This is a genomic window from Hahella sp. HN01 (genome assembly GCF_018986435.1).
Lineage (GTDB): Bacteria > Pseudomonadota > Gammaproteobacteria > Pseudomonadales > Oleiphilaceae > Hahella.
Map to the genome: position 1 here is coordinate 38,405 of NZ_JAHMIN010000006.1, position 12,606 is coordinate 51,010.

Annotated in this window: 11 protein-coding genes; all 11 read left to right on the forward strand. The window is 56.6% G+C overall.

The window, feature by feature from the left end:
• The first annotated feature begins 4 nt into the window (after positions 1 to 4).
• The 11 genes from KP814_RS07550 to yfbR all read left to right on the forward strand — a co-directional run bounded on the left by KP814_RS07550 (position 5) and on the right by yfbR (position 12,578).
• Complete coding sequence (locus KP814_RS07550; RefSeq protein ID WP_216736187.1) at positions 5 to 1,390, forward strand: Y4yA family PLP-dependent enzyme; 1,386 nt, start codon at positions 5 to 7, stop codon at positions 1,388 to 1,390.
• Positions 1,391 to 1,445: 55 nt separating this feature from the next.
• Entirely contained in the window at positions 1,446 to 2,510 is a 1,065-nt protein-coding gene (locus tag KP814_RS07555; protein ID WP_216736188.1) for a PLP-dependent cysteine synthase family protein, read from the forward strand.
• A gap of 85 nt (positions 2,511 to 2,595) precedes the next feature.
• Positions 2,596 to 3,504, forward strand: a complete 909-nt coding sequence (locus tag KP814_RS07560; RefSeq protein WP_216736189.1) for a DMT family transporter — start codon at positions 2,596 to 2,598, stop codon at positions 3,502 to 3,504.
• Between the two features lie 221 nt (positions 3,505 to 3,725).
• Positions 3,726 to 4,913 carry a thiamine pyrophosphate-dependent dehydrogenase E1 component subunit alpha gene (locus KP814_RS07565; protein WP_216736190.1) on the forward strand — a complete coding sequence of 396 codons (1,188 nt, stop codon included), beginning with the start codon at positions 3,726 to 3,728 and terminating at the stop codon, positions 4,911 to 4,913.
• Positions 4,906 to 5,883 carry an alpha-ketoacid dehydrogenase subunit beta gene (locus tag KP814_RS07570; RefSeq protein ID WP_216736191.1) on the forward strand — a complete coding sequence of 326 codons (978 nt, stop codon included), beginning with the start codon at positions 4,906 to 4,908 and terminating at the stop codon, positions 5,881 to 5,883. The genes KP814_RS07565 and KP814_RS07570 overlap by 8 nt, the downstream gene beginning before the upstream one ends.
• A 10-nt stretch (positions 5,884 to 5,893) precedes the next feature.
• Positions 5,894 to 7,480 carry a dihydrolipoyllysine-residue acetyltransferase gene (locus KP814_RS07575; protein WP_216736192.1) on the forward strand — a complete coding sequence of 529 codons (1,587 nt, stop codon included), beginning with the start codon at positions 5,894 to 5,896 and terminating at the stop codon, positions 7,478 to 7,480.
• A gap of 17 nt (positions 7,481 to 7,497) precedes the next feature.
• The gene (locus KP814_RS07580; RefSeq protein ID WP_216736193.1) at positions 7,498 to 9,348 is read left to right on the forward strand and encodes a protein kinase; all 1,851 of its coding nucleotides are present in this window, start codon (positions 7,498 to 7,500) and stop codon (positions 9,346 to 9,348) included.
• 391 nt (positions 9,349 to 9,739) lie between these two features.
• Positions 9,740 to 10,666: a hypothetical protein gene (locus tag KP814_RS07585; protein WP_216736194.1), complete on the forward strand. Its 927-nt coding sequence runs from the start codon at positions 9,740 to 9,742 to the stop codon at positions 10,664 to 10,666.
• Between the two features lie 47 nt (positions 10,667 to 10,713).
• On the forward strand, positions 10,714 to 11,151 hold the full coding sequence (gene cadR / locus KP814_RS07590; protein WP_216736195.1) for a Cd(II)/Pb(II)-responsive transcriptional regulator: 438 nt from the start codon (positions 10,714 to 10,716) through the stop codon (positions 11,149 to 11,151).
• A gap of 101 nt (positions 11,152 to 11,252) precedes the next feature.
• The gene (locus KP814_RS07595) at positions 11,253 to 11,891 is read left to right on the forward strand and encodes a cation transporter (RefSeq protein WP_216736196.1); all 639 of its coding nucleotides are present in this window, start codon (positions 11,253 to 11,255) and stop codon (positions 11,889 to 11,891) included.
• Between the two features lie 81 nt (positions 11,892 to 11,972).
• Positions 11,973 to 12,578 (forward strand): 5'-deoxynucleotidase, encoded by a 606-nt coding sequence (gene yfbR / locus KP814_RS07600; RefSeq protein ID WP_216736197.1) that lies wholly within the window; start codon positions 11,973 to 11,975, stop codon positions 12,576 to 12,578.
• The last annotated feature ends 28 nt before the right edge of the window (positions 12,579 to 12,606 follow it).

A 12,606-nucleotide genomic window follows, 5' to 3' on the forward strand; every position in this document is an offset into this window, starting at 1 on the left:
AGTAATGGTGACAATTAAATCATGCCGGAGGGATGGCGTGAGGGGAGAGGCTGCGCCATATCTGACGCCGTTGATTCATCCCCTGATGCAACATGTGCTGGGCTCCGATCCAGCTCGTTTAAATGCGCTGATGGATGCGCACGGCTCGCCCGCGCACCTGATGTTTCCGCAGATATTTGAAGAAAATCTCTACCGTTTTCGGCGGGTTTACGCCAACGCCGATATTCGCGGCGACGTGCTGTATGCGATGAAAGTCAATCGCTGCCATAGCTTCCTCAAAGCGGTTGCGATTAATGGCGCGGGAGCGGACGTCTCCAGCTTTTTTGAGCTGCAGGATGCGCTGGCTGCCGGCGTTGAGGGTGAAAGATGCTCGCTATCCGGAGCCTTTAAAAGCCCGGACTTTGTTGAACTGGGAATGAAAGTGGGGGCGATTGTCGCCATTGACTCTGCGGAAGAATTTGAGGTGTTGCAGGCGTTGCTGCTGGCCTCTCGCCAAGGCGATAAAACCCGTATCAAGCTGCGTTGGAACGGCGATGTTGGCGTCAGTCGATTTGGCATGAACAGCGAAGCGCTGAGGGCTCTGGCTGACGCGCTGAAGCCGTTTCGGCATCGACTGGAACTGGAAGGCGTCGCCTTTCACCTGGGCGGCTACTCCATCCGTCAGCGGGCGGAGGCGCTGGCGGTATCCATTGAAATGATTCGCTACTTCCGTGGATTGGGCTTTGACGCCAACAGCGTCAACATAGGGGGCGGTTTTCCGACTCGCTATATTTCCCGAGGCTCTTGGGAGGCGTTCCAGGGTTACAACGGGCCTCATTACTATATGGATGGCCGCTCCCCAGACAATTTCTATCCTTATTGGTCCCCCCGCGTAAAAGAGGAGGCGCTGGAGGATATTGTGATGGCCTGCGGCAATCGTGAGCGTCTGCGCCAAGAGGGCGTGGCGCTATATGTGGAGCCGGGACGAGGCCTGGTGGATCAGGCCGGAGCGACCCTGTTTCGCGTCAAAGGCGTCAAGCGTTTGGAAGCGGGCAAGCATGTCATCGTTGTCGACGGTTTCAGCTTCAGCGCCTGTGAACCCTGGTTTCAATCAGAGTTTCTGGTGGACCCGATCGTGATTGGCGCAGGCCAGGGCGATGCGGGCGTCGCCTATATCGCAGGTGGTAGTTGCCTGGAGTCGGACGTGCTGACAAAGCGATGGATTCCTTTCAAGAATCTGCCGCAACCGGGAGATTGTCTGGCCTTTGTAAACACCGCCGGTTATCAGATGGATTTAATGGAGACCCGTTTTCACCGTGCGCCGACACCGCAAAAACTTGCATTAATCGCAACCGACGACCATGAAGGAGGGCATGGCGATTGGTCATGGCGATTGGATGAGTCGTTCTGAGCAGTTTCGCAATCAGGACTGGAAAGCACTGATATATAACGAATAAGGAATGAACATGATTAAAACAAAGGTGTCGGAATTAATCGGCGAAACTCCTCTACTGGAGCTGCCTTTGCAGGACTGCTCCTGGAAACTGCTGCTGAAGCTGGAGAAGTTCAACCCCGGCATGAGCATGAAGGACCGTATGGCCCGCAGCATGATCGAAGCGGCGGTGCGTGAAGGCCGTTTGCAGCCGGGCGGCGTTATCGTGGAGTCGTCTTCCGGTAACACCGCGACGGGGCTGGCCCTGCTGGCCGCGGAAATGGGCTTTCGTTTTATCGCAGTGATGGATCATCACGCCGCCGCTGAAAAAGTCATGGCGGTGAAGGCCTACGGAGGAGAAGTGCATATTGTCAAAGGCGATTACGCCGATGACGAAGTGGCGACGGTGGAAAGAGAGCTGACGGCGGCGCGTCTGGCCAGCGAAATTGAGGGCGCCTGTTTTATGGATCAATCCAATAACCAGGCCAATCCAGGCGGCTACTCCAGCACCCTGGCTCATGAACTGATACGCGACACAGACGGCGTCATCGATGCTCTGGTGGCTTGCGTCGGCACCGGCGGCTCCATCACCGGCGTGGCCTCAGCGCTGAAGACGTATCGATCCGACATTCGCATTTTCGGCGTGGAGCCAGTGGGGTCAGTCGTGTTTCGCAAGGAAGGCGGACCTTATTACCAGTCCGGCACTGGCGTGCCCCCGGGGGATTCCATTGGCGCGGCGTTTCGCCGGGAACTGGTGGATTACGGCTATCAGGTGACGGACGCAGAGGCGTTTGAAACCTGTCGCTACCTGGCGCGTCAGCGCGGGTTATTGATTGGCGGTTCGGCGGGAGGCGCAGTGTATCAGAGCGTCAAAATCGCTCAGAACCTGAGCGGAAGCGGGACGATGGTCTGCATCGTCTGTGACGGAGGAGAAAAATATCTGCCGACAATTTTCAATGATGAGTGGATGAGCGAGAGGGGCCTGTTCGAGCCGCGCGTGCATCAGGAGTTAAACCGCTGGCTGAGGCCGGCCTTTTCCGGGCGGGTCAACAAAGCCCGGGCGGAGGCGGACGCCAGAGCGGCGAGCCTGTGTCTTTGACGCAGGCGTGACGCGATGCGGTTTGGGGCGTTCACAAGGGGGTGAACGCCGAGCGGTCAACCGTGGATAAAAAAGGGATACCAAAATGGAAAACACACAAAATAGCAAAGCCATGACGTTTGTTTTTATCGCTGTCGTCGCGGGCACAGGGATGGATGCGTTCGTTAAACAGGTGGGGGAAGAAGTCGATACATGGCAGTTGCTGTTTCTAAGGTGGTGCTTCGCTGCGCTGCTTTTGATACCCATGGCGGTAAGAGAAGGCGCGGGCATCTTCGTCTGGAAGTCGCCGAAGGCGCATTTGATGCGCGGCGTGCTCAACTGCGTCGCCTCCTTTCTATTGTTTTACTCCCTCGCCAACCTGCCGCTGGCGGTGGTGGTGACGATTTTCTTCGCCGAGCCTCTGTTCATCGTGCCGATTTCCGCGCTTTGGCTGAAGGAGAAAGTCGCGCCAGGGCATTGGCTGGCGACTCTTATCGGCTTTATTGGCGTGTTGCTGATCGCCCGCCCCAGCGGTGACTTCACGCCCCTGGAAATCATCTATCCGTTCGCCGGCGCCCTGGGCTTCGCCCTGTTACATATTGGCACGAAGAAATACGGCTCCGAGGAGAGCCCCATCAGCCTGATGTTCTGGCTGGCGATTCTGACGATTCTGATCTCGGGCCCCATGGCGGTGGCGGACTGGTCGCCGGTATCGCTGAAAGACTTTTCCTTTATCGGCCTGATCGCCGTGCTGGGCTCAGTGTATAGCTACTTCTGGATCGTCGGCCTGCGTATCGGCAGCGCCGCCATCGCCGCCCATATCAGCTATCTCTCTTTACCGTTGGCCTACCTGATCGGCTGGGCGTTCTTCGATGAAACGCCAGATATGTACACAATTCTGGGCAGCGGAGTGATCTTCCTGTCCGTGCTCATGGTGTCTGTGAAAAACGGAATGAAGCTCCCGTTTCCACGGGCCCTGCGGCGCGGCAAAACCTACGACGCCAAAGCCTCCTGATCGCGACCCGGGTCAAAGAGACCCGGGAAAACCGATGATTTTACTGATTTTTTTGTCAATGACTGAGGAGTGCTTCGCGCATTTTTTTCAATGCTGACGTTTACGTCAACGTCACTAAAGTCTATTATCCTCAGGGTGGATTACCGTCTACAGTAGAAAGTGGAGCGGAGCCTTCAAAAGGGGCCCGCCTTGCCTCCGAACGTATCCAGGAAGAGGACCCTATGAGTCAAACAACAAAAACAATAGAAGTTATTCATAAACCTGAGTTCATTCAGGGAAATGAATTTAAGTTTCCCATCTTTCAGGTCCTGAAACAGGATGGCGCGACCTATAAAGGGGCTAAGCTGCCGGAGATGGATCAGGAAGAAGCCCTGAAGATCTACCGCACCATGGTGTTCACCCGCGTGCTGGATGAACGCATGCTGGCCGCCCAACGTCAAGGGCGTCTCAGTTTTTACCTGCAATCCACCGGTGAAGAAGGCACGGTTGTCGGCTTCGCTGCGGCGCTGGATGACCGGGACATGATCATGGCTCAATACCGGGAGCAGGGCGCTTTGGCCTATCGCGGATTCTCGGTGGATGAGTTCATGAACCAGCTGTTCGGCAACGAGCTGGATTATGGTAAGGGCCGACAAATGCCGATTCACTACGGCTCCGCCAAACTCAATTACATGACGATTTCCTCGCCTCTGGCCACCCAGATTCCTCAGGCCGCCGGTTACGCCTACGGTCAGAAACTGGAAGGCAAGGGGCTATGCACCGTAACTGTATTCGGCGAAGGCGCCGCCTCTGAAGGGGATTTCCACGCCGCTCTGAATATGGCCTCTGTGCACAAAGTGCCAGTTATCTTTCTCTGCCGTAACAACGGCTACGCCATTTCCACTCCCTCCAGCGAACAGTTCGCCGCAGACGGCATTGCGCCGCGGGCGTTAGGTTACAGCATGCGCGCCATCCGCGTAGACGGCAACGATATCCTGGCGGTGTATCTGGCGACTCAGGCCGCGCGCAAAATCGCGGTGGAAGAAAACGAACCTGTTTTGATCGAAGCCATGACTTACCGTCTGGCCGCCCACTCCTCCTCCGACGACCCATCCGGCTATCGCAGCAAGAAAGAAGAAGACGTCTGGCGCGCCAAAGATCCCATTGCGCGTATGCGTAACTGGATGATCAAGAAAAAGTGGTGGTCCGAGGAAGAGGAAAAGCAGCTTCAGGACAGCATGCGCCAGGAAGTGCTGGACGCAATGAAGAACGCTGAGAAACGGCCGCCGCCGCCGGTGGAGTCGCTGGTGACGGACGTGTACGACGAAGTGACCCCGCAACTGCATGAACAATTAGAAAAACTCAAGATGCATGTCCGCAAGTACCCGGATGCGTATCCCAAGAGCGCGGGGAGAATGACGCATGGCTAAGATGAACCTGTTACAGGCGATCAACAACGCCCTCGATATAGCGATGGCGGAGAATGAAAAAGTAATCTGTTTCGGCGAAGATGTCGGCGTTTTCGGTGGCGTTTTCCGCGCCACCAGTCATCTTCAGGAAAAGTACGGCCGCGCCCGCTGTTTCAATACGCCGCTGGTGGAGCAGGGCATTATCGGCTTCGCCAATGGATTAGCGGCCCAAGGCCATGTGGCGGTGGCGGAAATCCAGTTTGCGGATTACATCTTTCCCGCATTTGACCAGATCGTGAATGAATCCGCCAAATACCGTTATCGCTCAGGCAATCTGTTTGATGTCGGCGGTCTGACCATCCGTACGCCATACGGCGGCGGCATCTCTGGCGGGCATTACCACTCGCAATCGCCGGAAGCCTATTTCGCGCATACGCCAGGCCTCAAAATCGTGGTTCCACGCAATCCCTATCAGGCGAAGGGGCTGCTGCTCAGCTCTATTCGCGATGACAACCCGGTCGTGTTTTTCGAGCCGAAGCGGATTTATCGCGCGTCCGTCGGCGACGTGCCTGAGGAAGATTACGAATTGCCTCTGGGTAAAGCGGAGGTGTTGAAGGAAGGTTCCGACATCACTCTGCTGGCTTGGGGCGCGCAAATGGAATACATCGAAAAAGCGGCGGAAATGGCGGAAAAAGACGGCATTTCCTGCGAAGTGATCGATTTAAGAACCATTCTGCCCTGGGATGTGGACACCGTCGTCAATTCGGTGCTGAAAACCGGACGGCTGGTTATTTCACATGAAGCGCCTTTGACCGGCGGGTTCGCCGGCGAAATCGCCGCCACCATTCAGGAGCGCTGCTTCCTCTATCTGGAATCGCCCATCGCCAGGGTGACCGGTTTGGACACGCCTTTCCCGCTGGTGCTGGAGAAAGAGTATCTACCGGATCATCTGAAGATCTACGAAGCGATTAAACAGAGCGTGAATTTCTAGGAGGGCGAAGATGGTGACTGATTTTATTTTGCCCGACATTGGCGAGGGCATTGTTGAGTGTGAACTGGTTAAGTGGCTGGTGCAGGAAGGGGACTTCGTACAGGAAGACCAGCCTGTGGCGGAAGTGATGACCGATAAGGCGTTGGTGGAAATTCCCGCGCCCAATAGCGGTCGCGTCGCCAAGCTTTATTATCGTGAGGGCGACACCGCCAAGGTGCATTCCCCTCTGTTTGCGGTGGACATGACGGGCGCTGCGAAAGCGGCTAACGAAGAATCCGTTCCCGTGGCGGCGGACAAACAAGCGGACAGCAAGCCAGCCCCGGAGAGCAAACCCGCGTCGGCGTCTCAGCCTGCCGGAAAAAACGGGGATGATTTCATCCTGCCGGATATCGGCGAAGGCATTGTAGAGTGCGAGATCGTTGAATGGCGTGTAGCGGAAGGCGATCACGTGGAAGAAGACCAGCCTGTCGTCGACGTCATGACTGACAAGGCGGTGGTGGAGATTCCGGCGCCTCGCGCAGGTCGCATCGTGAAGCTGCACTACGGGAAGGGCGACATCGCGAAAGTGCATACGCCGCTTTTCTCCTTTGCAGCGGACGGCGCAGCGGCTGTTGCGACGCCCGCCAAGGTCAACGGCGACAGCGCCCCCAAGGCCGCCTGCCTGGCGTCATCAGCGCAGAAACCAGTCCAGGTCTCAGGGCGCGTCAAAGTCCCCGCCAGCCCGGCTGTGCGCCGTCTGGCAAGAGAGTTGTCTCTGGATCTGAACCGCGTGCCAGGCTCTGGCAAACATGGGCGGGTGCTTAAGGAAGACATCCATAAGTATCAGAAAGCTTTGCAGGCTGACGCTGCACCCGCGCAAAACAAAACCCCGGAAACGCCCGCCAGCGTTGGCGAAGTGCGGGTGGAGCCGATTCGCGGCGTGCGCGCGGTCATGGCCAAACGCATGGTGGAAGCCGCCACGACCATTCCGCAGTTCACTTTTGGCGATGAGGTTGACGTCACCGCATTACTGGCCCTGCGCGAGCAGCTTAAGCCGGAAGCGGAGAAAGCGGGCGTACGTTTGACGCTGATGCCTTTCATCATGAAAGCCATGGCGATGGCGGTAATGCAGCATCCCATCATGAACAGTCGGGTCAATGACGACTGCTCGGAGATTCACTATCTGCCCCATTGCAACATCGGCATGGCGGTGGACTCCAAAGTCGGTCTGCTGGTGCCCAACGTCAAGCACGTAGAGCGTCGCAGCATTCTCGACATCGCGCGGGAAGTGGAGCGCCTGACCAATGCGGCCCGTGACGGCTCGGTCCGTCAGGACGACCTCAAGGGCGGCACCATCAGCATTTCCAATATTGGAGCGTTAGGCGGCACGTATGCGTCGCCGATCATCAACATGCCGGAAGTAGCGATTGTGGCGCTGGGCAAAACTCAGACAGTGCCTAGGTTCGACAGCGAAGGTTCGGTGGTGGCGCGCTCAATCATGAATATCAGCTGGTCCGGCGATCATCGCATTATTGACGGCGGAACCATTGCCCGCTTCAGCAATATGTGGAAATCTTACCTGCAGGACCCGACTTCGATGTTGCTGCATCTGAGCTGATAACCCTGCGAGAGTGAATGACTGGCGCGCCTAAGCTACAACAGTTCTATATTCCGGAAGAGCAGTCGATCTATCTGCTCAGTCACAATGACGCCAAAAAGCTCAAAGACTGGGTCGCCCTGTGTCAGGCCCAGCTTGAGCAGCTTGGTTACCGGGATATTGAAATGGTGGGCAAGGGCGCCTACGGTTTTGTGTTCGCCGGCGTCACCGCAGGAGGCGAACAATACGTCTTCAAATTCTCCCGCATCACCTTACCCCAGCATTTACAGGATCGCTTGGAAGAAGAGGCGTTTATGCTGGGTTTGGTGGAGCACCCCAGAGTCCCCAGTCTGATCGCCTTCCAGCGTATTCGTCGCCAATCCATTCTGGTGATGGAGCGTGCGCCGGGGGTAGATCTTGAGCAATACTCGCTCAAAGTGGGGCGTCTGCCGCCTAGACTGGTTGTTAAGATTGCTGCACAACTTGCTGATATATTGAGAAATCTTCGCTCTGATAAAGGACCCGCCGGGCGTCCTCTGGTGCATGGCGACATCAAGCCTTCCAATCTGGTGTACGACCCTAATACCGAACAGGTGGCGCTGATCGATTGGGGCTCCGCCGTCTTCGCGCAACTGGATGAGAACAACCAATACGTCTCCGCCAATGTCATGGAGCTGATGTCCAGCGATCTGCAACAGACCAACGCGCGTCTGGGCGATGTCTACTTCATTGGCGATGAGCAGCTCAACGGAGGGCTTTCGTCGCCGCGCTTCGACGAGCAGGGCGTTGCGGGGACCCTGTACGCCCTCGCATCAGGACAATCCTGCCGCTTTGGTCATCGCGCTTTGCCTGCCGTATCTCTGGGATTGCCGGCGGAATTTGCGCGCATGCTGGACGCCATGATGGACGATGATCCTTCCGTGCGGGCCAAGGCGGGCGACTATTTCCTGCGTCATATGCCGCGTATGGCGCGACTGGTCATGCTGGATCTGCCGCCGGTGCAGGAGACGCCGCTGGCCCCGGTCTGGGTGCGGCCGCAGAAACGGGGCATTGATACGGTGGTGTACAGCTCGCGCAAGTCGTTCCTTCGGGAGGAAGGCGTTAAGGAAGAGCTGAAAGAAATCAACGATGTGCAACTGGATCGTTACTACAAGAACTTCATGCAAGGCATGGGGGAGATCGAAAAGGCGTTCATCGCCGCCGTCAGCCGTCTTGGACGCTATCCTGTGGTGGGTGGGTTGGCGGTGCGCTGGGAGAAGGAAGGGGTGTACATCGACACCAGCCTCAATCTGCGCGACCCGGATTTAAAGCCTGCGTTCGTCACCGCGGTGAACAATATGGTGAATCTGGCGCGGGCGATTCATCGCCAGGGGGTGTTCAAAAGCTGTCTGTTTAATGCTCGCGATACCCTGCACGTAGATCGCGACGGGCCGGATAAACCCTTTCTTCCCGAGTCGGGTTTAAGTCTGGGTTATGAGGTTAGCGCGACGCCGGATCTGGAGGATCAGAGTCGGGTGCATTCTTATTTTGAAGACGGCCCCGACCCGGAAGAGTTTCTGGTTCTTCCTGTAGAAATCATGGAGATACTAGAGCTTCTTAATAATATACATCACACGGGGCTTATCATATTCGAGAGCTTGCCCACGCACTTGAAGATCCACAGTTATTACCGTCTGCTGGACCCGTCCAGGGAGCAGGAGTTCCGTTATTGCCTGGACGCTATCATCGCCGCCATTCCGCTGATCAAAGGATTGGGCGTGTCAGGGTTTATGAAGATGCCTTACAAAGACACCAAATTCTTTTCTCATATTGAGCGGTTGCCGGAAAAATATTATCCCAAGAATCCCCGCGATGAAGTGGTCGCGCAAGCCGCCAGTTCTGCCTCCTAACGCCAGCCCTAAAAAGAGGCGCTTCTTCGCCTGAAAACCAAAGTGCACCAAAGTGGCGCTATATCTCTCCGCCAAAACACCAATTTAGTGCATTTCTTTACGTTCTGTGGCGCCAGATAACTTGAAAATTGCGCTATTACGTGCTGTATTTAAAGCAGTAATCGGGGCGTAATTTTTGCATAACTGGTGGCCTTACTGGCTCCCTCCCTGGACGCCCGCCGATATGGGGCGGCGCATTACGTGAACTAGTTTTCGTTTCTTTGTGACGGAGGTTGGTTTATTTGCCCTCAAGGCCCGGCAGAATGGGGAAAGCTGTGGGAAAAACTAGAACAAATATCAGGGATGTTCACTGTAGGGAGTAGAAAAACGAAAGACCATACAGAGAATGCATATGCGATATAAAGTTTTGACCGCCTGTTTATTGACGCTGGCCTCCGCTGCTGGGTTTTCCCAAGCGGCTGATTTCGGAAATCCTGTGCAGGTGACGATTTCCGGTCTCCCCAACGGGCCTGATGGTTCACCCATGAACCAGGAAGAGCCCTACATTTCCCGCAATGGTAAAACGCTCTTCTTCAACGGTGGCGCTGAGAACAACCACCGTCTGCTGCATTACGCCGAACGTGGCGCCAACGGCGGCTGGACCTACCGCGGCCAGATCAGTCTGGGCGGCGAAGATGAGAAATATGTTCAGGGCGCGCCCGCTATCGACGTGGACAACAATCTGGTGTTCTCCGACACGGGCGTGGACTCCATGGTGCGCAGCGGTCGCTTCTCTGGAGGCAAGCTTTCTTCCGTGCGCGCTATCGATGGCTTGCCGCCTCGCAAGGCGAATGCGTTCGCCCGCAAATTCCAGGGCAACATGGGGCCGGAAGTCAGCCCGGACAGTCGCGTGCTGTATTTCACTGAGGCGGCCTGGGGCGCTGGCGGCTTCATGAGCGGCCAACTGCTGCGGGCGAATATCCACTTCGCCACCCATCGTGGCGGCGCCACTTACTATTACGATCAGAGCGAGGTGGAGCGGGTGATGGAGAACGTTAACTCCCGCGATATCGAGTATAGTCCTGCGATTTCGACGGATGGACTGGAACTGTTCTTTACCCGTATCCTGTTGGCGGACCGCGCCAACAACCGAGATCGCGCCTTGATCATGCGGGCGGTGCGCGGCTCCACCAGTCAGCCGTTTGACTCTCCGGTGGAGGTTATGGGAGTAGGGGAAGATGTGATGGCGGAAGCGCCGTCCATTTCCGGTGACGGCTCTGAACTGTATTATCAGAAGACGGAAGGCGGCAAAACGCGCATTTATATGGTCACCCGATAGCGTCGCTTTCCGCCTTAATCAGCGGTGCTAGTGAACAAGGGGAAATCATGCGAATCAGCGTGTTGGCGAAAGCGACAAACTGCGATGCGGAAACCGTCCGTTACTACGAAAAAATAGGCCTGCTGCCGGCTCCGCCGCGCAGCGCCTCTGGCTATCGCGAGTACGGGCGCAGCCATCTGGAGCGCTTGAATTTCATCCGCCATTGCCGCTCTCTGGACATGTCCCTCAACGAAATCAAATCTCTGCTGTATTTTCGCGATCATCCCTCCCTGGATTGCGGCGAGGTCAACGATTTGGTGGACACCCACCTGCTGGCCCTGGAACAGAAAATCTCCGATCTGGAGAAGCTAAGGGAGCAGTTGCAGTCCCTGCGTGACCAGTGCCGCATCCACAATCGCGCCGCCGAATGCGGCATTCTGACCGGGTTGAGCCATGATCCGGCTGAAGGCGAGTGTCCCTGCCATGGCGACGCGCCGAACTCATAAAAGCGCCCGCGCGCTTCTTTCATTTTCTTGCAATGAGGCCTTGACCCTGTAGCGGCTCCAGACTTTAACCTGAGCGCATTCAAATGCAAGGAGAATGACGAATGGGTGTGCATTGCTGCCATAACGAGCACGAAGAAAAGCCGAAAGTCGATGGACGTTATCGCAAGATTCTGTTTTGGGCGCTGTTGATCAACGCGGTCATGTTTGTGGTGGAGTTGCTGTCCGGCTTACAGGCCGGCTCGGTGTCACTATTGGCGGACTCGCTGGACTTTCTCGGGGATGCGGCCAATTACGGCATCAGCCTTTGGGTGTTGGGCATGGGGCTGGCGGTGAGAGCGAAAGCGTCCCTCTTAAAAGCCTTTTCCATGGGCGCGTTTGGCGTGTGGGTGCTGGCCAGCACGGCTTGGAACGCCATGGCGGGCACGATGCCGGAAGCCGCCACCATGGGCGTCATTGGCGCCTTGGCCCTGGTCGCCAACCTGGGCGTCGCCGCCATGTTATACGCCTATCGTGAGGGCGACAGCAATATGCGCAGCGTATGGCTATGCACCCGTAACGACGCGCTAAGCAATATCGCCGTTATGTTCGCCGCGCTGGGTGTATTCGGCTCCGGGACCGCCTGGCCGGATTTGATTGTCGCTGGCATTATGGCCTGCCTGGCGTTAAGCGCTGCGTTTCAAGTGTTGCGCCACGCCAGAAAAGAGCTGCGCCACGATCACGAAGCGGCGGCGGAAGCCTAAGGCGTCTGGGCGGATGCTACGGCGGACGGTTATAATTCCCTTTTATCACCGGCCGCCGACATTGTCCCAGGAGACTCGCCCATGACCAGTAAATTCTTCGCCTACCTTGAACGCCTGCGCTGGATCAAACGCTGGGGGCTGAAAAGGAATGTGGTGGAGGAGAATGTCATGGAGCATAGCTGGCAGGTGGCCACCATCGCTCATGTACTGGGGCTGATCAGCAATCGCAAGTTCAACGGCGACGTCGACCCCAACGCCCTGGCGGTAGCCGCGTTGTATCACGATGTCTCGGAAATCATCACCGGGGACATGCCCAGTCCCATCAAGTATCACTCTGATGCAATTAAGCACGCGTATCACGCCATCGAACGTGAGGCGGAGAAAGAAGTGCTGTCCACACTGCCGGACGAGCTGCAGAAACCCTTTGAGCCCCTGTTGCTGCATGACAAGTTTGACGCCGCCAGCGTGAAATTCGTCAAGGCTGCGGACCTGATCAGCGCCTATCTCAAATGTCAGATGGAAGTGGCCGCCGGCAACAAAGAGTTCGACGACGCCAAGGCGGATGTGGAGGCGCGTATCCGCTCGCTGCAAATGCCGGAGGTGGAATACTTTATGGCGACCTTTGTGGACAGCTATTTGCTGACGTTGGACGAGTTGCTGAAACATCACGACCCGACGCGAGACTGATCCCGTCAACGTCCGCCAGTTGAGAAAG